This is a genomic window from Streptomyces sp. NPDC051217, from assembly GCF_044455465.1.
GTDB lineage: Bacteria > Actinomycetota > Actinomycetes > Streptomycetales > Streptomycetaceae > Streptomyces.
Window position 1 is genome coordinate 187,707 of the sequence record NZ_JBITEV010000005.1, and the last position, 20,711, is coordinate 208,417.

Consider the following 20,711-nt stretch of genomic DNA (forward strand, 5'->3'; position numbering starts at 1 on the left):
GCTCCCCGCGGGATCCGAAACGGGTCGGGACAGCGCGATGGCCGGTCAGCTCCCCAGCTGACCGGCCAAACGCTGCCGTCCGCCGCACCCCCGTCCCCACGGGGTTGTTGGCCGGATGTCTACGATTCGGGCCGCTCTCCCGAATCTGGGGCGCCGCTCAGCGCCCCAGCATCACGCCCACGGACGACGCTTGTGTGACCACTGCGTCCCAGCCGCCGAAGACGACGACCAGCAGGGCCGCGAGAGGGAGGACCATGGCCGTGGCCACCAGGGGGTGGCGCGGACCGGAACTCCGCCCGCCGAACGCGTCGAATGCCCTGCGTCCCTGCGTGCGGATCATCGCTCGCGATGCCGTGTCGGCCATGGTCCTTCTCCCGTCGTGTCTGGCAGCGGCGAGTGTCTGACCTCGGGGGACGAGTGCTCCACTCGCCGCTTGACAACAACATTAGGTAAGCGCCGTGCCCGGGTCGTCATGCCCGCGTACCGATTGCCGGGCCTCCCGGAGGATGACCGGTACCCCCGCCGCGTACTCCCCTGGGTGGAGAGGGGGGCCTATGCCTTGGGGTCTTCCCTGAGGGGACGCTCCGAGAGGTCCTCCCTGGGGACCGGCTGCTCCACCAGAGCGAGCACGCGCGTGGCCATGAATCGCGCCGTGCGCACCACCGAGCCGTTGCGGGTGACTTCACTCACTTCCACCACTCCTCGACGCACCGCCGTCTCCACCCGGCGGCCCGCCCGACTTGCCACGACTTCGTACGTACGCGTCGTGTCACCCGCGTCCACCACTATCTCCACGCGGTCACCCTTCATTGATCCAATCCCCCTTCTGCGACGGACCTTTGAGATCTCGCACGGGCCTGGGGACCTTGGATCCACGGTCCCCTGACCACCTTTCAAGTTTCTCACCCAGCACTGACAATCGATCCGTCCGTGAGGGCGCGGCCTATGAGCGCCCCGGGGCGTGGGTACGTAAGCTGTGCCACGTCACACGGACGACCGGGCAGCGGGGATGGACATGGCGATGATGCGGCTCCGGCGCGAGGACCCGCGTGTCGTCGGTTCGTTCAGGCTTCACCGGCGGCTGGGCCAGGGCGGCATGGGCGTCGTCTATCTCGGTTCGGACCGGCGTGGGCAGCGGGTCGCGCTGAAGGTGATCAGGCCCGATCTCGCCGAGGACCAGGAGTTCCGCTCGCGGTTCGCCCGCGAGGTGTCGGCGGCCCGGCGGATCCGCGGGGGCTGTACGGCCCGGCTGGTGGCCGCCGATCTCGACGCGGACCGGCCGTGGTTCGCCACCCAGTACGTTCCGGGGCCCTCCCTGCACGACAAGGTGGCCGAGGACGGGCCGCTGTCCGCCGCCGAGGTCGCCTCCGTAGGAGCGGCGCTCTCCGAGGGGCTGCTGGCGGTGCATGAAGCGGGGGTCGTCCACCGCGATCTGAAGCCGTCGAACATTCTGCTCTCCCCCAAGGGCCCCCGCATCATCGACTTCGGGATCGCCTGGGCGACCGGGGCGTCAACGCTCACGCACGTCGGCACGGCGGTGGGATCGCCCGGTTTCCTGGCTCCCGAGCAGGTGCGCGGCGCGGCCGTCACCCCGTCGACCGACGTATTCGCGCTCGGCGCGACGCTGGCCTATGCCGCGACGGCCGACTCGCCCTTCGGGCACGGCAGTTCGGAAGTCATGCTCTACCGGGTGGTGCACGAGGAGGCACAGCTGTACGGGGTGCCGGACGCGCTGGCGCCGCTGGTGCGGGCCTGCCTCGCGAAGGACCCCGAGGAGCGGCCGACCACGCTCCAACTGTCGATGCGGCTGAAGGAGATCGCGGCGCGGGAGGCGCAGGGGCTGCCGGACTCGCGGCCTCCCGTGCAGCGGGAACGGAACGGGCACGACGTGGCGACAGGCCGGATTCCGGAGCGTACGGCGCGGATGTCGCAGCGGACCGAGCGGGCGGAGCGCTCGGAGCGGATCGAGCGGCAGGACCGGCAGGACCGTACGGACCGGTCCACTCAGGGCCGTACGGCGAACGGGCAGGACCCCCGTCCGCACGGGAGCCGTGGTTCGGCGCCGCGCACGGGCGGCGGGCGTCCGCCGAGGCCCCGTGAGGGCTCGCCCCGTACCGGCTCACGTACCGGCGGCCGTCCCGGCACCAGGCCCGGAGCGCGTACGACATCGGGCGGACGGGGTGGACGCAGACCGGCGAATCCGCGGCTGCTGCGCCAGCGGCTGATCGTCTTCGTCGTGGTGACGCTGATCGTCGCGCTGGGGATCGCGGCGGCGCAGCAGTTGTAGGGCGCCTTCGCGCCGGATCAGCCTCGGGGACGCGTCATGTAGAAGGCGACGGCCGAGGTGGCGGCGACGTTGAGGGAGTCCACCCCGGCGTCCATCGGGATGCTCACCCGCAGGTCGGCGGTGGCGAGGGCGCCGGCCGTCAGTCCGTCGCCCTCCGTACCGAAGAGGAGCGCGAGCCTGTCGTCGCGCCGCTCCGCGAGTTCGTCGAGGGTGATCGACCTCTCGTCCAGACAGAGCGCCGCGGTGACGAATCCCGCCTCGCGCAGCAGGTCGGCGTCCTTCGGCCAGGATTCCAGCCGGGTCCAGGGGACCTGGAGGACGGCGCCCATCGAGACCTTCACGGCCCGGCGGTAGAGCGGGTCGGCGCAGCGTGGGGTGAGCAGGACCGCGTCGACGCCGAGCGCCGCGGCGTTACGGAAGGCGGCGCCGAGGTTGGCGTGGTCGACCATGTCCTCGAAGACGACGGCTCGGCGTGCCGTGCTCAGCAGATCGGCGGGCTGCGGCAGGGGCTTGCGGTGCATGGAGGCGAGCGCGCCTCGGTGGACGTGGTAGCCGGTGACGCGTTCGGCGAGGTCGGGGGCGACCTCGTAGACGGGTGCGGCGGTCCGGTCGATGACGTCGCGCATGACGTGGGTCCACTTGGTCGTCAGGAGCATCGAGCGCATCTCGTAACCGGCGGCCACCGCACGGCGGATGACCTTCTCGCCCTCGGCGATGAACAGGCCCTCGGCGGGCTCGCGACGGCGGCGCAGTTCGACGTCCGTGAGGTCGGTGTAGTCGGCGAGGCGGGGGTCGGCGGAGCCGTCGGAGGCCGCTTCGACGGTGACGATCTCAGCCACGGCCGGCCTCGCCGCCGCCTCCGGCGCCGACCGAGACCACGTCGCCGATGACGATGACGGCCGGGGGCCGTATGTCCTGCGTACGGACGGCTTCGGCTGCCGTTTCGAGTGTCGCGTCGACGCGGCGCTGGGTCGCCGTGGTGCCTTCCTGGATCAGCGCCACGGGGGTGGACGGCGACCTGCCGTGGGCGATGAGCGTCTGGGCGATGGCGCCGATCTTGTCGACGGCCATCAGCAGGACGAGCGTGCCGCGCAGCCGGGCGAGCGCGGGCCAGTCGACCAGGGAGCGCGGGTCGTCGGGGGCGACATGACCGCTGACGACCGTGAATTCGTGAGCGACCCCCCGGTGCGTGACGGGGATGCCCGCCGCGCCGGGGACGCTGATGGAGCTGGAGATGCCGGGGACGACGGTGCAGGCGATACCCGCCTCGGCGAGCGCCTGGGCCTCCTCCATTCCGCGGCCGAAGACGAAGGGGTCGCCGCCCTTGAGCCGTACGACCGCCTTGCCCGCCTTGGCGTGCTCGATCAGCGCGTTGTTGATCGCCTCCTGGGCCATGTAGCGGCCGTACGGGATCTTCGCGGCGTCGATCACCTCGACGTGCGGCGGGAGTTCGTCGAGGAGGTCGCGCGGGCCGAGGCGGTCGGCGATGACGACGTCGGCCTCGGCGAGGAGGCGCCGGCCGCGGACGGTGATCAGCTCCGGGTCGCCGGGGCCGCCGCCGACGAGGGCGACGCCGGGGGTCCTGGTGCGGTGGCGGGGGGCGACGAGGGTGCCGTCGCGCAGGCCCTCGACGATGGCGTCACGGACGCCGGCCGAGCGCCGGGGGTCGCGTCCGGTGAGGACGGCGACGGTGACGCCCTCGCTGCGGCCGGTGGCCGGGGTCCAGGCGGTGGCGGCCTCGGCGTCGTCGCTCCGTACGCACCAGGTCCTGTTCCGCTCGGCCTCGGCGGAGGCGCGGGTGTTGGCCTCGGTGTCGCTGGAGGCGACCAGGACGTACCAGGCGTCGGCGAGGTCGCCCTCGGCGTACGGGCGGCGCTCCCAGCGCAGTTCGCCGGCGTCGGCCATGGCTTCCACGGAGGGCGTCGCGGACGGCGAGACGAGCAGGATGTCGGCGCCGGTCGCGATGAGGGCCGGCAGCCGGCGCTGGGCGACCTGTCCGCCCCCGATGACGACGACGCGCCGCCCGGCGAGACGGAGTCCGACGGGGTAGGCGGGATGCTCGGCCATGGCGCTACGGGCTCCTCTGGGGACGGTGCGGGGGGGCGTCGGGGCGGTGAAGGTGCTGGTGGTACCCCGGTTTCAGCTTAGACCGGGGGTGGCGGGGGAGGTCGGCGACCCGGTCGGGGTGACGGGCGGCGCGGCCGGGCTTCGTCCCGCCCGGAGCCGGGCGCCGGGTGTGGTGTTCGGGCGGAGCGACCGGCGGCGGGCCGACGGATCCGCGCGGCGCGCAGGTCGAGTCCGGAGCCGTCGGCCGAGTCCGGCCCCGCCGGAGCGCCCGCCCGTCGTCGGGGCGGCGGGCGCTCCCGGTCGCCGGCACCCGCCGCGCGGATGCCCACGACCGCGCGGGGCGGCTACTTCTCCGTCACTCCCGCCGAGTCGAACGTGGCCACCTCGTGCATCGCCCGCGCGGCGCTCTGGACCACCGGGAGGGCCAGCAGGGCGCCCGTACCCTCGCCCAGGCGGAGGTCCAGGTCGACCAGCGGGCGCAGACCCAGCTTGTTGAGCGCCGCGACATGGCCCGGTTCGGCGCTGCGGTGGCCCGCGATGCAGGCTGCCAGCGCCTCCGGGGCGATGGCGCGCGCGACGAGGGCAGCGGCTCCCGCGCTCACGCCGTCGAGGATGACCGGCGTACGCAGCGACGCGCCGCCGAGCAGGAAACCGACGAGCGCCGCCTGCTCCAGGCCGCCGAAGGCCGCGAGAACTCCGATGGGGTCGGCGGGGTCGGGTCGGTGGAGTTCGAGACCGCGCCGGACGACGTCGATCTTGCGCGCGTGCGTCTCGTCGTTGATGCCCGTGCCGCGCCCGGTGACCTCGGACGGGTCCAGGTCCGTGTAGACCGAGATCAGCGCCGCGCAGGCCGTGGTGTTCGCGATGCCCATCTCGCCGGTGAGCAGGCCCTTGTTGCCCGCCGCCACCAGATCGCGGGCGGTCTCGATGCCCACGTCGATCGCGGCCAGTACCTCTTCGCGGGTCAGCGCGGGGCCGGTGGTGAAGTCGGCCGTGCCCGCGCGGACCTTGCGGGGCAACAGGCCGGGTGTGGCGGGCAGTTCGCCCGCGACGCCGACGTCGATGACACAGACCTCGGCACCGACCTGATTGGCGAAGGCGTTGCAGACCGCTCCGCCACCGAGGAAGTTGGCGACCATCTGCGCCGTCACTTCCTGGGGCCAGTGGGTGACGCCCTGCGCGTGCACGCCGTGGTCGCCGGCGAAGACAGCGACGGCCGCGGGCTCCGGGATCGGCGGCGGGCACATCCGGGAAAGGCCGCTGAGCTGCGCGGAGATGATCTCCAGCATGCCCAGCGCCCCGGCGGGCTTGGTCATCCGCTTCTGCCGCTCCCACGCCTCGCCGAGCGCCTTGGCGTCGAGCGGGCGGATACCGGCGATGGTCTCCTTCAGGAGGTCGTGCGGTTCCTCTCCGGGCAGGGCCCTGCGGCCGTACGTCTCCTCGTGGACGACCCAGGAGAGCGGGCGGCGCTTGGACCAGCCCGCCTGTGTCAGCTCGGGCTCCTCCGGGAACTCGTCGACGTACCCGACGCACAGGTACGCCACGACGTCCAGGTGCTCGGGGAGGCCGAGCGCGCGGACCATCTCGCGCTCGTCGAAGAAGCTGACCCAGCCGACGCCGAGTCCTTCGGCGCGGGCCGCGAGCCACAGGTTCTCGACGGCGAGGGCGGAGGAGTACGGCGCCATCTGCGGCTGTGTGTGACGGCCGAGGGTGTGCCGGCCGCCGCGCGTGGGGTCGGCCGTGACGACGATGTTCACCGGGGTGTCGAGGATGGCCTCGATCTTCAGTTCCTTGAACTGCTTGGCCCGGCCCTTGGGGAGCGACTTGGCGAACGCGTCGCGCTGGCGCTGCGCCAGTTCGTGCATGGTCTGGCGGGTCTCGGCGGAACGGATGACGACGAAGTCCCAGGGCTGCGAGTGGCCGACGCTGGGGGCGGTGTGCGCGGCTTCGAGGACGCGCAGCAGCACCTCGTGCGGGATCGGGTCGGAGCGGAAGCCGTTGCGGATGTCGCGGCGCTCGCGCATGACGCGCAGGACGGCCTCGCGCTCGGCGTCGTCGTAGCCGGGGGCGGGAGGTGACGCGTCGTCGGCGACGGCCGCGGACGGCTCGTGCCCGGTGCCGGGCACGGGGGTCGGGGCCGCGACGGGGGCGGGCGCGGGTTCGGTCTCCGCCGCCGGGGCGGGCGCGGGCTCGGGCGACGGCGCGGGCTCGGGCGAGGGCGCGGGCTCCTCCACCACCGCGAGCGGTACGGGCTCCGGCTCCGTGTGTACGGGCTCCGGCTGTACGGGCTCGGGGTGCGGCTCGGCGACCGCCGACGGCTCGACCGGCTCGTCCGGCGCGGGCGCTTCGGGGGCCGCGCCGGGCAGCGCTATCGGCTCGCGCGTCTCCTCTGCCTCGACCGGTTCGACGACCGGGGCCTTGTCCACCACCACGTCGGGTACGGGTACGGGCGCAGGGACGGGATCTTCGGCCACCGGCGGCGCGGGCGCCGGCTCGGGCTGGAGCGAGGGCTCGGGCTCGGGAGTCAGCTCGGGGTTCTCGGCCACTGGCTCCGGCGCGGCTGTCGGCACCGGCAACGGCTCAGGGACCGGCTCCGGGACCTGGACCGGCTCGCGGGCGAACTCCGGTCCGAAATCGGGCACGACCGTTTCCGCGGCGGGCCCGGGAACGGCTTCGTCGGCCACCACCCGCGGTTCGGCCACCGCTTCGGCCACCACTTCCACCACCGCGACCGCGGCCTCCGCCACCGGCGTCTCGGACTGCGGCGGCAGCGATGCCCACGGGTCCGCGCCCTGCGCGGGAATCGCGCCGAGCTGCGGCCCCGGCAGCGCGCCCGCCTCCTCGCGCGGGATGTCCAGATACTCGGGGCCGGTGGTCGGCGGTCCCTGTGTCCGTACCCGCACCGGGATGGGCGGCGTACTGCTGGGACCACGGTCGGCGAGCGAACGGACCACGCCACCCGTGGAGTCGGGCATCGGCGGGCCCATGTGCAGCGGGCGGCGCGCGGGCGGTGGAGTCGACGTGGACGTGGCGGTCGGGACCCGTACGGCCCCGACGTCGACGGAGCCCGAGTCCCGGCCACCGGCTTCGTGCGCGCCCGGTTCGGAAGCCACGGGCGCCGTCGCTTCCTCGGCCGCCGCGGGCGCGGGGACCTGGGCGGCTTCCTGCGGCGCCTCCCGCACGGCCTCCTGGGCCAGTTCGGGGGCGGGCTGCGTCACGGGGTCCGGAACAGGGGGCTGCGCCACGGCGTCCGCGGGCGCGTACGCCTCCGGCGCCACCGCGAACTCCGCCTGCGGGGCGAGGGGCTGAGCGGGCTGTGCGGGCATCTGGGCCAGGTTCGGCGCCGGATACTCCGACAGGCTCTCGGGCGCGGGCACCGGCTGGAACTCCGGCGGCGTCCCGTACGACACCTGGCCGTGCTCGGGCTCCGAGTACGCCGCCGGCTGCGACTGCGACGCGAACTCGGCCTGGCCCACCCGCCGCACGCCCTGCCCCACCGAAACGGGCTCCGGCTCGGGCACAGGCGCGGGCATGGCGTGAGCGCCCGGCGCGACCGGGTCCGCCGGCGGCACCGGCAGCGGATCGCCCCACGCGCCCTGCGAACTCGGCATCAGCAGAAGGTCGTCGTCCTCGGGAGCACTCTCGGAGGGGCCCAGGTAGGCGTAGGAGCCGGCAGCGGGGTCGCCCGGCTGCTCCACCATGCCTGCGTTCTCCGGCTGTCCCTTGTCCGGGATCTGGCCGGTGTCAGTCATGCGTACCCCTCGCCCATTGGTGGTGCTCCTTCGGCCCTTCGACCGGGGCGCCCGATTCGGCGGCGCTTCCGGCGCCCGTCAGTGACAACGAGCGTGGGCGCCGCGCGGCACGAATCGAGCCGCGGCCCTCACGTATTCTCGCGGCCGTCCGCGGCCAACACACGGAGATCTGCGGCGGCCGTCTGTGGGCTGCGCCACGTTGCGCGACCCCCGGTGCAGCCGTACCACATGAGGGGCCAAAACGCCCCCCTTTTCCGGACATTGACGAACGAAGCGACGAACGCCCGGCTGCGGTACAACGATCGGTCAGCCTACCCCGCGACTCCGACAACGGGGTCAGGGGGCGCGGTCGGGCCGCTTCCCCGAGACCAGGAAAACCACCGAGCGTTCGCGCTCCGACCAGTCTCCGGTGTCCATGCCGACGGACTGGAGCAGGACGCATTCCACCGTGTAACCGCCCTCTCGCAGGGCGGTGCAGATGGCCTCCGCCTCGTCCCGCGTCGCCGCGTGGGTGACGATGCGCGCGGGCCTGCGGTCGGCGCAGGCGACGACGACGTCCACTCCCCCGCCACCGATGCGTACGACGTCGGGCTCGGGCAGATTCTCCAGGACGTGGGGCGCGCGGCCTTCCACGACTTCCAGTTGTACGCCGGCGCGCCGGGCGGCGGCCGCCGTGCTCGCGCACGCCCCCGGTTCCGCGTCGACGGCGATCACGGCGGCGCCGAGGCGGCCCGCCTCCGCGGCGAGTGCGCCGCTGCCGGAGCCGATGTCCCAGACCAGATCGCCCGTACGGGCTCCGAGCCGGGCGAGTTGGGCCGCGCGCAGCCAGGTCGACTCGCCCTCGTCGAGTTCGACGCCGTACTCCTCGGAGGGCAGCGCCCAACCCCGCACGGCGGGCGGGAACTCGGGGTCGTGGGCCGCGATCCAGCCGCCGGTGCGGACGGGCGCGGTGCCGATGCCGCCGACGACGATGACCACGTTGGGGTCGCGCCAGACGTGGTCGGCCGCCTTGTCCGAGGTCAGGACGGTGACCTGTTCGCGCTCGGTGCCCAGTTCCTCGCAGATCACGAAGGTGCGGTGAACTCCCTGGAGCAGCAGGGCGAGTTCGGCGGGCCCGGCGCCCGGGGAGGTGAGGACGGCGACTTTGGTGTGCGCCCGGCACACGTTGACGGCGCGCCGGAGTGTGCGTTGCTGGGCGACCACCACCTGCGCGTCGTCCCAGGGCATTCCGGCGCGGGCGAAGGCGGTGGCCACGGCGGAGACGGCGGGTACGACTTCGACCTCAAGGCCGTGCTCGGGTGCGCGCAGGGTGCGTACGACGCCGAAGAAGCCCGGGTCGCCGTCGGCGAGCACCACAGCACTGCCGCGGTGTCCGGCGATCCTGCGGGCCGCGAGGTCGACGCTGCCGAGGCGGATGCGTTCGGCGTCCGGCGGGATCTCCGGCAGGGCGAGATGGTGGGCGGCACCGGCCACCAGTGTGGCGGCGGCGAGTGCGGACGTGGCCGCGGGCGCGAGGGGCGAGCCGTCCCAGCCGATCACCGTGACGCGGTCGGCCATCGTCGTCAGTCTCCCCAGAGGTCGTTCGGTCGTTTTGCCGCAGGCCGGAGCCGCTGCGGATCGGTTGTCGCGTGTGGGGTCCACCGTGGCGGTGCGTGTGAGGGTACCCGCACGTCGTCGCGCGGTCCTCCGGGGGTCCTGGGGGGCGGGGACCGCCGCCGGGGTTCAGTTCCAGTCGGTGTAGGAGCCGTAGCCGCCCGCGTCCGCCATCTGGTCGGCCACGCCTTCGAGGTCTTCGGGCAGCAGGCTCCAGACGATCAGGTCCGTACGGATGTCGATCCAGCCGCCGGACTCGGTCTGCGTCCGCGCTATCCACGCGTTGCGCAGGACGCCTTCGCTGATGCAGCCGGCCTTCTGCGCGACCTGCTGGGCAGCCGTGTTGTCGGCGGCGGTGCGCAACTCTATGCGTTCGAAGGTCTGGTCGCGGAAGAGCCACTGCGCGACGGCGAGCACGGCCTCGGTGGCGTACCCCTCGCCACGCGCCCAGGGGGCGGTGATGTAGGAGATCTCGGTCGTCCGGGTGCGCCAGTTGGTGTGCTGGAGGCGCGCGAGGCCGACGAGTCGCTGGGTGAGGAACTCGGTGACGGCGAGGACCAGTCCGCGCCCCTCGGTGCGTTCCGCGGGAGCGATTCCGCGTACCCACTCCTCGGCGTCCCGGGTGGTGTACGGGTACGGCGCCGACGTCCACGCGATGACCGGTTCGTCGTTCATCATCTCGATGTGCGCCGGGATGTCCGCGTCCTCGAACGGGCGCAGCACCAGCCGCTCGGTGCTGATGGAGACGTCCGGAAAGGTGGTAGTCATGCGCAGCTCCATGCCTCAGTCCGTCGTAAATGCACAGCATGCAGCATCGGGTGAGCCCCGCACACGGGCGGGGTGCGCGGGGCTCACGCCGGATTGACGGCCGGGTCACACGGACAAATTACGCGGGCGGGCCGAAGGCGGGCAGGACAGCGCCGTTCTTGTAGGTGTCCTCGATGTACTTCTTCACCTGGGGCGAGTTGAGGAGCTTCGCGAGCTTCAGCACCCGCGGGTCCTTCTCGTTGCCCTCCTTGACGGCGAGGAAGTTGGCGTACGGATTGTCCTCGGTCTTCTCCAGGGCCAGGGAGTCCGCGGCCGGGTTGAGGTCGGCCTCGATGGCGTAGTTGCCGTTGATGACGGCGGCGTCCACGTCGTTCAGGGCGCGGGGCAGGGTGGCGGCCTCCAGCTCCTTGAACTTCAGGCCCTTGTCGTCCTTGATGTCGGCCAGGGTGCCGTTGCCCCCGACGCCGTCCGCGAGCGTGATCACGTCGTTGTCGGCGAGGAGCTTCAGGGCGCGGCCCTCGTTCACCGTGTCGTTGGGGATCGCCACTGTCCGGCCGGACTTGAGGCCGCTGAGGTCCTTGACCGTCTTGGAGTAGAGGGCGAGCGGTTCGAGGTGGACATTCACGACCGGGACGATGTGGGTGTCGTTCTTCTTGTTGAAGTCGTCGAGGTAGGGCTTGTTCTGGAAGTAGTTGGCGTCGACCTCGCCGCTCTCGGTGGCGGTGTTCGGCAGGACGTAGTCCGTGAACTCCTTGACGTCGAGCTTGAGTCCGGCGTCCGGCGCCAGTTCGTCCTTGATGAAGTTCAGGATGTCGGCGTGCGGGGTCGGGGACGCGGCGACGAGCAGGGGCTTGGACTCGTCGGCCTTGGCGCCGTCCGCGGTCTTCTCGGCCGGGTCGGACGAGGTGCCGCAGGCGCTGAGGCCGATGGCGAGTGCGGTGGTGGCCGCGGCGGCCGCGATCTTGAGGTGAGTGCGCACGAAGAGTGCCTCTTTCCGGTGTGGGTGGTTCGGGCCCGGACAAGGAGTGCGGGCCGGTGGGACATCTGGAGGGACGCGGCGGCGCCCGTCGGTCTATGCCGTACGGGTCCGGCGGGTCAGCAGCCGTACGGCGAGGTCGCCGAGCAGCTGGATCACGGTGACGATCAGGATCAGCACGACGACCGTGGCGATCATGAAGCCGTTCTCGAACCGCTGGAATCCGTAGGTGACGGCCTTGGAGCCGAGGCCTTCGCCGCCGACCGCACCGGCCATGGCGGAGTAGCCGATGAGCGCGATGACGGTGGTGGTCGTGCCGGAGACGATCGACGGCAGGGCCTGTGGCAGCAGCACCTTGCGGACGATGGTGGGGACGGAGCCGCCCATGGCCTGGACGGCTTCGACCAGTCCGTGGTCGACCTCCCGTATCGCCGTCTCGACGAGCCGGGCGAAGAACGGGATCGCGCCGATGGCGAGCGGCACGATCATGGCCGTGGGGCCGATGAAGGTGCCGACGACGAAGGTCGTGAAGGGGATCAGCGCGATCAGCAGGATGATGAACGGCAGTGAGCGGCCGATGTTCACGATTACGCCGACGACCTTGTTGACGGGGGTGTTCTGGAGCAGCCCGCCCTTGTCGGTGAGGACGAGCAGGACTCCCAGCGGCAGTCCGCCGGCGACGGTGACCAGCGCCGACCACAGCACCATGTAGAGGGTGTCGAGCGTCCCCTGGCTGAGCAGTGGCTGCATTTCGGACCAGGTCACTTGGCACCTTCCTCGGTGAGCGCGGCCGACGGCTCGGTGGCGTCGGGCGGGCCGGTGGCCGGCGGCGCTCCGGCGACTGATTCGGCCGTCTCCACGACCTCGACCTGGAGGCCCTGCTCGCGCAGGAAGCCGATGGGCACGACGTTCTCCTCGAAGGCGCCCGGCAGTTCGATGCGCATCCGGCCGATCTGTCGGCCGCCGACGGTGTCCATGGCCGCGCCGAGGATCGAGATGTCGATGTTGTAGGTGCGCGACAGCTGGGAGATGACGGGCTGGGTGGCGCTCTCGCCCTGGAAGGTGACGTCGATGACCGTGCTGCCGGGTCCGGCGACGGCTCCGTCGACCGGGAACAGCTCGCGGGCCAGCCGGGAACCGGGCGTGGCGAGCAGTTCGCCGACCGTGCCGGACTCGGTGATCCGCCCCTTCTCCATGAGCGCGGCCGAGTCGCAGATCGTCTTGACGACCTCCATCTCGTGCGTGATCAGCAGGATGGTGAGGCCGAGCTGCTGGTTGATGTCGCGCAGGAGTCCCAGGATCGAGCGGGTGGTCTCGGGGTCGAGGGCGCTCGTCGCCTCGTCGGAGAGCAGCACCCTCGGGTTGCCCGCGAGGGCGCGTGCGATACCGACGCGCTGCTTCTGGCCGCCGGAGAGCTGGGCCGGGTAGACCTTGGCCTTGTCGGCGAGGCCGACGAGGTCGAGCAGTTCCAGCGCCCTGCCCGAACGCCTCTGCCCGGAGTGGCCGAGGATCTCCAGCGGCAGTTCGATGTTGTCCTGGACGGTGCGCGACGACAGCAGGTTGAAGTGCTGGAAGACCATGCCGATCGAGCTGCGCGCGCGCCGCAGGTCCTTGCCGGCCCGTCGGCCGCGCCCGGCGAGCGCGGTCAGGTCGGTCCCGTCGACGGTCACGGTGCCGGCGGTGGGCCGTTCCAGGAGGTTGACGCAGCGGATGAGCGAGGACTTCCCGGCGCCGCTGCGGCCGACGACTCCGAAGATCTCGCCCTCGCGTACATGCAGGTCGACGCCGTCGAGAGCGGTGATCTCAGGGCCGCGCGACCGGCCGGACCGATAGACCTTGGTCAGGCCTGTAGTGGTGATCACAGGGGTTTCCGTCACTGTCGGGTGCGCGGCACGAAGACCGGGCGGGGCGGGGGGGTCGGGCGGTCCGACAGGGCGCGGTGCGACACGGCAAGCCACGTCCGCTCGCGGCGGCTCACTGCCGTTCGCGGGTGCTGCGGTGGGTGACCGTGCGGCGCCGCCGGCGGGCGTACGTGGTCCGGGTGCGTGACGTACGGGAGGTACGGACGTAACCGTGGACGTGACGTCGCGTCTGTCGGGTCTCGCTTCGGGGCGCGAGGCTCAGGCAGGGGCCCTCAGTGGGCGCACATTCGACACAGACAACGAACACCGGGCGTCGTGATCGCCTCGGTCGCAAGGGTGCGGCTGTTCGTCGTGGTCATGTCGGTAAGTAAAGCAGACGTATATCCGGACTCCGGCCGACTGTCCGAATACCGAACGCCTCCCGAAAGGCCGGCCACTCCTCGACCTCACGGCTCTGACCTGCACAAATACGGGCGCGAGAGCGCGGACCGCAGTGCCGGCGTTGGGCTCTGAGCCGTCGTGGGCTGTGGCCAAGGCCACGGTCCCCCGGCCCGCCGCGGCCCGTGGCCGTTCCCCGCGGGGGCGAGCGGGGGCGAGCGCACCGGCCTTATCGGGCCGTAATACTCTCGACCACATGCTTGTCGCCCTGACGGTCGCGGTCTCCGTGGCCGCCCTCGCCCTCGCCGCCTGGTGCGGTTACGCCGCGTACCGGGACCAGCCCACCAAGGACTGGCACTTCATCGGCATGGCAGTGGTCACGGTGCTGGCGCTCGTCCAACTGATCGTCGGAATCGTTCAGTTGGCGCGTGGCGAGGAGCCGGCGGACAGCTCGGTGATCTTCGTCTCGTATCTGATCGGCGCGTTGGCGGCCGTACCGGCGGCCGGATTCCTGTCCCTCGCCGAGCGGACCCGCTGGGGCTCGGCGACGGTCTCGGCGGGCGCCGTCCTCCTCGCCGTACTCGAAGTGCGTCTGTACGACATCTGGGGAGGCTGACGGTGGAGACCGGGACAGGCGGCGCGGGAGCGGGCACGGACGAGCGGCCCGCGGGGCGGACCAGGCTGGTCCAGGGGCCCGGACTGCTGCTCGTGTGGCTGTACGGGGTGATGTCGGTCGGCGCGGTGTCGCGGACCGCCTTCGAGATCTCCACCAAGTTCGACCGGGCACCGCTGGCGTACACGCTGTCGGGCGTCGCCGCCGTCGTCTACGTGTTCATCACCTACACGCTGGTACGGGGCGGCGAGACGGCCCGCAAGGTGGCGCTGGTGTGCTGCGCGGGCGAACTCGTCGGTGTGCTCACCGTCGGGACCTGGACGGTCGTGAACCCCTCCGCCTTCCCCGACGCGACGGTCTGGTCCGGGTTCGGCTGGGGGTATCTCTTCATTCCCGTGCTGCTGCCGGTCACGGGGATGCTGTGGCTGAGCAGGTCCCGACGGAGTTGAGCGGTCGGCCGCCGTAGGTCAGGCGCTGTAGGTCAGGCGCCGTAGGTCGGCCGCCGTGGGTCAGGCGCCGTGGGTCAGGCGCTGGCGGCGAAGGCTCCGGTGGCCGCCTCCTTCTCCAGCGTCACGAGCGTGAGACCGGGACCGGTCGGCTCGCTGGCCACCGGCGCGTACCCCTTGCTCCGGTACAGCCGCAGATTGCCCTCGCTCCGATGGCCGGCGAAGAGCTGGAAGCGCTTGGCCGCCTCGTCGCCGGCGAAGCTGCCCTCTATCGCGTCGAGCAGCCGGCCGCCGAGACCGTGGTGCCGCATCCGCGGGTGAACGATGAGCTTGCCGATCCTGGCGGTACCCTCCGCGTCGACGACGCCCCGCACGGAGGCCACGACTTCGCCGCCGAGCTTGGCCACGAGCGCGTGGCCGCGGGCGATCTCTTCCTTGAGATCGTCAAGGGTCTGGGTCAACGGTTCGATGGTGTAGTCACCGTAGAGCTCCGCCTCGCTCTGGTAACACAGGTACTGCAGCTTGAGGATGTGTTCCGCGTCCTGTGCACTCGCTGCTGAGATGGTCACGCTCATGCCCATGTGTGCATGCCTCCCGCTCACCTGCTGCCGCCGGTTGTCTACCGCTCCTTTCCCCGGAGTTCAGGAGCTGCAACCTCTGTGATGAGCATTCTGCCCAGGCATCACAGGCATCCGGAACGCACTGGCTCCAAACTCACCTGTGAGATACCCAACCCTCCTGTGATTTCGCGGGTGGTGGGGCCGTCGGACGACAACTTCCCAGCCGTCGGGGCGGGATGGGGGCCAGGTGTACGTTCTGGGCTCTCACGCCCAACTCGGCGTCCCTGGCGAATGGTTGTGCCCCGGCGGGCAACACCCGGCCGGGGCACAACATCAGGCTCTTTCCCGAGTCTTGGCTGTCAGCCGCAGCTGTCAGTCCTTGTTGAAGTCGGCGGCGGCCAGCAGACCCGTGTCGGGGTTGTCGGTGAAGATGCCGTCGATGCCCTGCTCGAAGTAGACCTTGAAGGCCCCGAAGGCGTCGCCGTACGCGTTCGGGTCCGTACCGACCCGGAAGTCGGCCGGCAGGAAGCTGTTCTCGTTGCGCATCGTGTACGGGTGCAGGATCAGGTCCTTGGCGTGCGCGTCACGCACCAGGGTGGTCGGCTCGCCCAGCTTGCCGTCCTTGTCCCTCGGGATGATCAGGTCCAGCCACGGGCCGATGCCCTGCGCGAACGACGCGATCCACTTCAGGCCCACCGGCGTGATGAGGTCGGCCACGAAGCGCGGGTCGCCCGCCTGCTTGAGATCCCACGGCTGGGTGTCCGCGGCGTCGAAGAGCACCACGCGCGGGGTCGAGACCAGCTTGGCCATGCGCTGCATGCTGGTGGGCTCGAAGGACTGGAGGAAGAGCGGGGAGTCGTGGCGGTCCCTGCCGTACCGGCGAAGCAGCTTCGCGAGCCGCTCCTCCAGTCCGAGGCCGATGCCCCGGAAGTAGGTGGGGTGCTTCGTCTCGACGTACAGCCACACCGGCTCGCCCCGGCGCCGGCCCTCCTCGTCGGCCCACCGCAGCACCTCTTCGAAGGTGGGGATCTCCCAGCGGCCGTTGTAGAGCGTGCCGTTCCGACGCGTCTGCGGGATGCGCTCCTCGGCGCGCAGCGTCTTCAGCTCGGCCAGCGTGAAGTCCTCGGTGAACCAGCCGGTGAGGCTGACCCCGTCGACGCTCTTGGTCGTCTTGCGCCCGGCGAACTCCGGGTGGTCGGCGACGTCCGTGGTCCCCGTGATGTCGTTCTCGTGACGGCAGACCAGGTGACCGTCCTTGGTGGGCACGAGGTCCTGCTCGATCACGTGCGCGCCGAGGTCGAGCGCGAGCTGGTACGAACCGAGGGTGTGCTCGGGCCGGTAGCCACTGGCGCCGCGGTGCCCGACGATCGTCGGCACGGGCAGTCTCTTCTGCGGCGGACGGTGCCCGCCGTGTCCGCCGGCCTCCGCGGCCTGCGCCGAGCCGGCCGTACCGGGGAGAAGACCGAGTGCGGCCGAGCCGAGCACCGCCGCTCCGAGCACGGTCCTACGACCCGGGATGTTCTGCGCACCCTGTGTCATGAACGCTCCTTCATGTGATGTCCATGTGCTGTCCCGCACCTGTCAAGCAAGGGCTTGATCGTAGGGAGTCGGCCCCTACGGCGGGCAGACCGTGCGCGAACACACCGGAAACTCGTGTCAACACCGCGCGTCCGGTCGACAAGCCCGATGTGCGCGGGGGGCCGACCCGCGAGTATCGTCCTCACCTGCGACGAGTTAGTCGGCTCGATACGACCGCTCACCAACCGGAGGACCCCGTTGTCCCGCTTTGCGCTCGTCAAGGCAGTGCTCGGACCGATCTTGCGTCTGATGTTCCGGCCACGGGTGGAGGGCGCCGAGAACATCCCGGGGACCGGTGCGGTGATCCTCGCCGGCAATCACCTGACCTTCATCGACTCGATGATCCTGCCGCTCGTCTGCGGCAGCCGTCAGGTCTTCTTCATCGGCAAGGACGAGTACGTCACCGGCAAGGGGATCAAGGGCCGGCTGATGGCCTGGTTCTTCACCGGCTGCGGCATGATCCCGGTGGACCGTGACGGCGGGCACGGCGGGGTCGCGGCGCTGATGACCGGCCGCCGGGTGCTGGAGGACGGTCATATGTTCGGCATCTATCCGGAGGGCACGCGCTCCCCCGACGGCCGGCTGTACCGGGGCCGTACGGGCATCGCGCGGCTCACCCTGATGACCGGCGCGCCCGTGGTTCCCTTCGCGATGATCGGCACGGACAAGATCCAGCCGAACGGGGCGGGCATGCCGAGGCCGAGCCGGGTGACGGTCCGCTTCGGCGCGCCGATGGAGTTCTCGCGGTACGACGGGATGGACCGCGACCGCTATGTGCTGCGGGCGGTGACCGACTCCGTGATGACGGAGGTCATGCGGCTCGGCGGGCAGGAGTACGTGGACATGTACGCCACCAAGGCGAAGGCCGCCTGACCCGCGGACTGAGCCGTTCAGCCGGACGGCCGTTCGTCGGGCGGGCCGTCGTCGGGCGGTGAGCCGCCCGGCTCCGTCTGCTCCCCACCCGTCCGCCCCGCGGCCGGCAGCCACAGCACGAAGGTGCTGCCCACTCCCTTGCGGGAAGTCAGCCTGACCTGTCCGGCGTGCGATTCGACTATCTGCCGGACGATCGCGAGGCCGAGGCCCGCGTGTCTGTCGCGGTCCGCGCCACCGCCGTTCCCCGCGCGCCAGAAGCGGTCGAAGACCCGGCCTTGGTCGTCGTCGTCGATGCCGGGTCCGGAGTCCTGTACCGAGACCCACAGCCAGCTGTCGCGCCGCCCGGTCGAGACCACGACGCGGGTGCCGGCCGGGGAGAGCCGTACCGCGTTGGAGAGCAGGTTGCCGACGGCCCTGCGCAGTGCGTCGTGGTCCCCGATCGTGGTGTCGCCCCGGGCCAGCCTGCGGTCGAACACGAGTCCCCGTCCGGCGGCCAGGACCGCGAACTCCTCGCAGGCCTCGTCGGCGACCACCGCGAGGTCGACGTCCGTGTCGGCGAGCGCCGGTGCGCTGCGGCGGGCGGTGGCCAGCAGGTCCTCGACGAGGCGGGTCATCCGGGTCGTCGCGCGGTCGACGATCCTGACCGCCTCGCGCCGTTCCCGCTCGTCGGACTCCTCGGCGGTCAGTACGGCGTCGAGATTGGCCCGGATGATGGTGAGCGGGCTGCGCAGTTCGTGCGAGGCGTCGTCGATGAGCTGGCGCTGGGCGCGGAAGCCGTCGTCCAGCCGGTCGAGCATGGAGTCCACGGTGTCGCCGAGCTCGCGCAGTTCGTCGCGCGGCCCGGTGAGCCGGATGCGCTGGGAGAGGTCGGTGGCCTGGATCTCGGCCGCCGTACGGGAGATGGCCCGGACGGGGCGCAGGGCGCGGCCGGAGAGCACCCAGCCGATGCCGAAGCTGGCGACGGCGATGCCGCCGAGCAGGAAGAAGGAGAAGCGGCGCAGGTTGTGCAGCGTCTGGTAGTTGACCGCGGCTTCCACGTCGCGGACCTTCACGACGTCGAAGTCGCCCACGTACTGGCCGCCGACGTACTTCTCCGCCGTGTACTCGTTGGTGACCGGGTGCGCGTCTCCGCCCTTCTCCACGACGACGTAGACGCCGCCGAGCACGAGAGCCGTGAGCACGAAGAGCAGCGCGGAGTACATGACGGTGAGCCGGAAGCGGACGGTGTGGACGAAGGCGGGCAGCGGGACACGGCCCAGCGCGCCGCCGGCCCTTCTGACGTACCCGAAGCCCCGGGTCATGGGGCGTCCATGAGCCGGTAGCCCTGGCGTATGACGGTCTCGATGAGCGGCGTGTCCTCGCCGGTGACCTTTCGGCGCAGCGAGCCGACGGTGACACGCACGGTGTTGGTGAACGGGTCGGCGTGTTCGTCCCAGACGTGTTCCAGCAGCTCCTCGGCGGGGACCACCCGGCCGGGACGGGTCATCAGATAGTGCAGGACGCTGAACTCCTTGGACGTCAGCCGGAGCGGGCGCTCGCCCCGGAAGGCCTCGAACCGGGCGGTGTCCAGGCGCAGTTCGCCGACCGTGACGACCGAGGTGCCGCTGTCCTCACGGCGCAGCAGGGCCCTGATGCGGGCCAGCAGCTCGGGCAGGGCGAAGGGTTTGACCAGGTAGTCGTCCGCGCCCTCGTCCAGGCCGCGTACCCGGTCGGCGAGCCGGTCGCGTGCGGTGAGCATCAGGATGCGGGGCCCGCCGGGTACGGCCCTGATGGCGCGGCAGACGGAGAAGCCGTCGCCGTCGGGGAGCATCAGGTCGAGCAGGACGAGGTCGTACTCGTTGACAGACAGCTTCTCCAGTGCGGAGTCGACGTCGCCGGCCCAGTCGACCGCGTAACCGGCGCGGACGAGACCGACCCGGAGCGCGGCGACCAGGTCGGCCTCGTCCTCGACCGCGAGGATTCTCATGGTGCGAACCTAACCTCCGTACGGCGGTGGCCGGGAGTGCCACCGGGGGCCGCCGAGCCGCATCCAGGCCCTGTCCGGGGGCAGGGTCTAGTCGCCGTCGATGATGGACTCGGCCGCCTGGAGTGCCTCGTCCACGGGGATCGCGAAGCCGATGCCGATGGAGCCGCCCCCGCCGCCGCGGTCGAGGGTCGCGATGGCGGTGTTGATGCCGATCACCCGGCCCCGGTCGTCCACCAGCGGGCCGCCGGAGTTGCCCGGGTTGATCGAGGCGTCGGTCTGGAGGGCGGTCCGGCCGCCGCCTCCGCTGCCGAGGCTGACCTCGCGGTCGAGCGCGCTGACGATCCCGGCGGTGACGGTGCCCGACAGGCCGAGCGGGGAGCCGATGGCCAGGACCGCGTCCCCCACGGCCGGTCCGGTGCCGGTGGCGACCTGGGCGGGCCGCAGGCCGCCGGTCGTTTCGGTCTGGAGGACGGCGATGTCGTGCGCGGGGTCCCGGCCGAGCACGTCGGCGGAGAGTCTGCGGCCGTTGTCGAGGACCACGGAGACCTCCGAACTGCCCGCGACCACATGGGCGTTGGTGAGAATGCGGCCCTGCCTGTCCAGTACGAAGCCGGACCCGCCGGAGCCGCCCGCGCCGACCGACACGACGCTGGGCAGGACGCGGGCGGCGACCCCTTCGAGCCCCGCGGGCGCGCCGCCCGCGGCTTCGGCGGCGGGCGGCGGGCCGTTGTCGTCGCCGGACGTGCCGCTCGCGTAACCCGCGACGGCCCCGGCGGCGGTTCCGGTGAGGAGCGCGGCCAGGACGGCGGCGAGGACAGGGCGGGGGCGGGCGGGGACTCGCGAGGCCGGCGGGGTGCCCCGGGTGGCGTACGGCGCTGGCGTGTTGGCGTACGGGAGCGGATCCCCGCCCGGCCGCGGGAGCGGCGGACGCCCGGGGACGAAGGACGGGCCGCGTGGTTCCCCCAGCCCGTGAACTCGGTTGTCGGACATGG

The 20,711-nt window shown here is 71.8% G+C and carries 19 protein-coding genes; 4 read left to right on the forward strand and 15 right to left on the reverse strand.

Annotated elements, in window-relative coordinates; all coding sequences use genetic code 11:
• Positions 1 to 157: 157 nt before the first annotated feature.
• Together ACIBBB_RS14305 and ACIBBB_RS14310 are read right to left on the reverse strand one after the other, a co-directional pair.
• Positions 158 to 364, reverse strand: coding sequence for a hypothetical protein (locus ACIBBB_RS14305; RefSeq protein WP_189109266.1), 207 nt, complete (start codon positions 362 to 364; stop codon positions 158 to 160).
• Between the two features lie 188 nt (positions 365 to 552).
• Positions 553 to 810 (reverse strand): hypothetical protein, encoded by a 258-nt coding sequence (locus ACIBBB_RS14310; RefSeq protein WP_329389828.1) that lies wholly within the window; start codon positions 808 to 810, stop codon positions 553 to 555.
• Positions 811 to 1,015: 205 nt separating this feature from the next.
• Here ACIBBB_RS14310 and ACIBBB_RS14315 point away from each other — a divergent pair, with 205 nt between their 5' ends.
• Complete coding sequence (locus ACIBBB_RS14315; RefSeq protein WP_398982052.1) at positions 1,016 to 2,287, forward strand: protein kinase; 1,272 nt, start codon at positions 1,016 to 1,018, stop codon at positions 2,285 to 2,287.
• Between the two features lie 17 nt (positions 2,288 to 2,304).
• Here ACIBBB_RS14315 and ACIBBB_RS14320 read toward each other — a convergent pair whose 3' ends face one another.
• The 8 genes from ACIBBB_RS14320 to ACIBBB_RS14355 all read right to left on the reverse strand — a co-directional run bounded on the left by ACIBBB_RS14320 (position 2,305) and on the right by ACIBBB_RS14355 (position 13,305).
• A complete protein-coding gene (locus ACIBBB_RS14320) occupies positions 2,305 to 3,126 on the reverse strand; it encodes a TrmH family RNA methyltransferase (RefSeq protein ID WP_398981630.1) in 822 nt (273 codons plus the stop codon).
• Positions 3,119 to 4,354 carry a uroporphyrinogen-III C-methyltransferase gene (gene cobA / locus ACIBBB_RS14325; protein WP_398981632.1) on the reverse strand — a complete coding sequence of 412 codons (1,236 nt, stop codon included), beginning with the start codon at positions 4,352 to 4,354 and terminating at the stop codon, positions 3,119 to 3,121. Before cobA ends, ACIBBB_RS14320 begins: the two co-directional genes overlap by 8 nt.
• A 344-nt stretch (positions 4,355 to 4,698) precedes the next feature.
• Positions 4,699 to 8,106, reverse strand: a complete 3,408-nt coding sequence (gene cobT / locus ACIBBB_RS14330) for a nicotinate-nucleotide--dimethylbenzimidazole phosphoribosyltransferase (RefSeq protein ID WP_398981634.1) — start codon at positions 8,104 to 8,106, stop codon at positions 4,699 to 4,701.
• Positions 8,107 to 8,442: 336 nt separating this feature from the next.
• Positions 8,443 to 9,663 (reverse strand): precorrin-6y C5,15-methyltransferase (decarboxylating) subunit CbiE, encoded by a 1,221-nt coding sequence (cbiE, locus tag ACIBBB_RS14335; RefSeq protein ID WP_398981636.1) that lies wholly within the window; start codon positions 9,661 to 9,663, stop codon positions 8,443 to 8,445.
• 165 nt (positions 9,664 to 9,828) lie between these two features.
• Positions 9,829 to 10,467 (reverse strand): GNAT family N-acetyltransferase, encoded by a 639-nt coding sequence (locus ACIBBB_RS14340; protein WP_398981638.1) that lies wholly within the window; start codon positions 10,465 to 10,467, stop codon positions 9,829 to 9,831.
• A gap of 118 nt (positions 10,468 to 10,585) precedes the next feature.
• Positions 10,586 to 11,446: a MetQ/NlpA family ABC transporter substrate-binding protein gene (locus tag ACIBBB_RS14345; RefSeq protein ID WP_398981640.1), complete on the reverse strand. Its 861-nt coding sequence runs from the start codon at positions 11,444 to 11,446 to the stop codon at positions 10,586 to 10,588.
• 93 nt (positions 11,447 to 11,539) lie between these two features.
• A complete protein-coding gene (locus ACIBBB_RS14350; protein WP_398981642.1) occupies positions 11,540 to 12,208 on the reverse strand; it encodes a methionine ABC transporter permease in 669 nt (222 codons plus the stop codon).
• On the reverse strand, positions 12,205 to 13,305 hold the full coding sequence (locus tag ACIBBB_RS14355) for a methionine ABC transporter ATP-binding protein (RefSeq protein ID WP_398981644.1): 1,101 nt from the start codon (positions 13,303 to 13,305) through the stop codon (positions 12,205 to 12,207). Before ACIBBB_RS14355 ends, ACIBBB_RS14350 begins: the two co-directional genes overlap by 4 nt.
• A 634-nt stretch (positions 13,306 to 13,939) precedes the next feature.
• On the opposite strand from ACIBBB_RS14355, the gene ACIBBB_RS14360 reads away from it, so the two are divergent.
• On the forward strand, positions 13,940 to 14,299 hold the full coding sequence (locus ACIBBB_RS14360; protein WP_398981646.1) for a hypothetical protein: 360 nt from the start codon (positions 13,940 to 13,942) through the stop codon (positions 14,297 to 14,299).
• Positions 14,296 to 14,745, forward strand: a complete 450-nt coding sequence (locus ACIBBB_RS14365; RefSeq protein WP_398982054.1) for a hypothetical protein — start codon at positions 14,296 to 14,298, stop codon at positions 14,743 to 14,745. The genes ACIBBB_RS14360 and ACIBBB_RS14365 overlap by 4 nt, the downstream gene beginning before the upstream one ends.
• 74 nt (positions 14,746 to 14,819) lie before the next feature.
• Here the strand turns inward: ACIBBB_RS14365 and ACIBBB_RS14370 are convergent, their stop codons facing one another.
• Together ACIBBB_RS14370 and ACIBBB_RS14375 are read right to left on the reverse strand one after the other, a co-directional pair.
• The gene (locus ACIBBB_RS14370) at positions 14,820 to 15,323 is read right to left on the reverse strand and encodes a GNAT family N-acetyltransferase (protein ID WP_398981648.1); all 504 of its coding nucleotides are present in this window, start codon (positions 15,321 to 15,323) and stop codon (positions 14,820 to 14,822) included.
• Positions 15,324 to 15,674: 351 nt separating this feature from the next.
• Complete coding sequence (locus tag ACIBBB_RS14375; protein ID WP_398981650.1) at positions 15,675 to 16,841, reverse strand: glycerophosphodiester phosphodiesterase; 1,167 nt, start codon at positions 16,839 to 16,841, stop codon at positions 15,675 to 15,677.
• Positions 16,842 to 16,988: 147 nt separating this feature from the next.
• Between ACIBBB_RS14375 and ACIBBB_RS14380 the strand changes: the two genes are divergently transcribed.
• Positions 16,989 to 17,753, forward strand: a complete 765-nt coding sequence (locus tag ACIBBB_RS14380; RefSeq protein ID WP_398981652.1) for a lysophospholipid acyltransferase family protein — start codon at positions 16,989 to 16,991, stop codon at positions 17,751 to 17,753.
• 17 nt (positions 17,754 to 17,770) lie between these two features.
• Here ACIBBB_RS14380 and ACIBBB_RS14385 read toward each other — a convergent pair whose 3' ends face one another.
• The 3 genes from ACIBBB_RS14385 to ACIBBB_RS14395 form a co-directional block, all read right to left on the reverse strand.
• Entirely contained in the window at positions 17,771 to 19,054 is a 1,284-nt protein-coding gene (locus ACIBBB_RS14385) for a sensor histidine kinase (protein ID WP_398981654.1), read from the reverse strand.
• Positions 19,051 to 19,719, reverse strand: a complete 669-nt coding sequence (locus tag ACIBBB_RS14390) for a response regulator transcription factor (protein ID WP_398981656.1) — start codon at positions 19,717 to 19,719, stop codon at positions 19,051 to 19,053. Before ACIBBB_RS14390 ends, ACIBBB_RS14385 begins: the two co-directional genes overlap by 4 nt.
• An 87-nt stretch (positions 19,720 to 19,806) precedes the next feature.
• Positions 19,807 to 20,709, reverse strand: a complete 903-nt coding sequence (locus ACIBBB_RS14395) for a S1C family serine protease (protein WP_398981658.1) — start codon at positions 20,707 to 20,709, stop codon at positions 19,807 to 19,809.
• Positions 20,710 to 20,711: the final 2 nt, after the last annotated feature.

Bases quoted from the DNA above. Each gene is read 5' to 3' on its own strand.
- ACIBBB_RS14305 (WP_189109266.1), bottom strand. From the start codon at position 364: ATGGCCGACACGGCATCGCGAGCGATGATCCGCACGCAGGGACGCAGG.
- ACIBBB_RS14310 (WP_329389828.1), bottom strand. From the start codon at position 810: ATGAAGGGTGACCGCGTGGAGATAGTGGTGGACGCGGGTGACACGACG.
- ACIBBB_RS14315 (WP_398982052.1), top strand. From the start codon at position 1,016: ATGGCGATGATGCGGCTCCGGCGCGAGGACCCGCGTGTCGTCGGTTCG.
- cobA (WP_398981632.1), bottom strand. From the start codon at position 4,354: ATGGCCGAGCATCCCGCCTACCCCGTCGGACTCCGTCTCGCCGGGCGG.
- cobT (WP_398981634.1), bottom strand. From the start codon at position 8,106: ATGACTGACACCGGCCAGATCCCGGACAAGGGACAGCCGGAGAACGCA.
- cbiE (WP_398981636.1), bottom strand. From the start codon at position 9,663: ATGGCCGACCGCGTCACGGTGATCGGCTGGGACGGCTCGCCCCTCGCG.
- ACIBBB_RS14340 (WP_398981638.1), bottom strand. From the start codon at position 10,467: ATGACTACCACCTTTCCGGACGTCTCCATCAGCACCGAGCGGCTGGTG.
- ACIBBB_RS14360 (WP_398981646.1), top strand. From the start codon at position 13,940: ATGCTTGTCGCCCTGACGGTCGCGGTCTCCGTGGCCGCCCTCGCCCTC.
- ACIBBB_RS14370 (WP_398981648.1), bottom strand. From the start codon at position 15,323: ATGGGCATGAGCGTGACCATCTCAGCAGCGAGTGCACAGGACGCGGAA.
- ACIBBB_RS14375 (WP_398981650.1), bottom strand. From the start codon at position 16,841: ATGACACAGGGTGCGCAGAACATCCCGGGTCGTAGGACCGTGCTCGGA.
- ACIBBB_RS14380 (WP_398981652.1), top strand. From the start codon at position 16,989: ATGTGCGCGGGGGGCCGACCCGCGAGTATCGTCCTCACCTGCGACGAG.
- ACIBBB_RS14385 (WP_398981654.1), bottom strand. From the start codon at position 19,054: ATGACCCGGGGCTTCGGGTACGTCAGAAGGGCCGGCGGCGCGCTGGGC.
- ACIBBB_RS14390 (WP_398981656.1), bottom strand. From the start codon at position 19,719: ATGAGAATCCTCGCGGTCGAGGACGAGGCCGACCTGGTCGCCGCGCTC.
- ACIBBB_RS14395 (WP_398981658.1), bottom strand. From the start codon at position 20,709: ATGTCCGACAACCGAGTTCACGGGCTGGGGGAACCACGCGGCCCGTCC.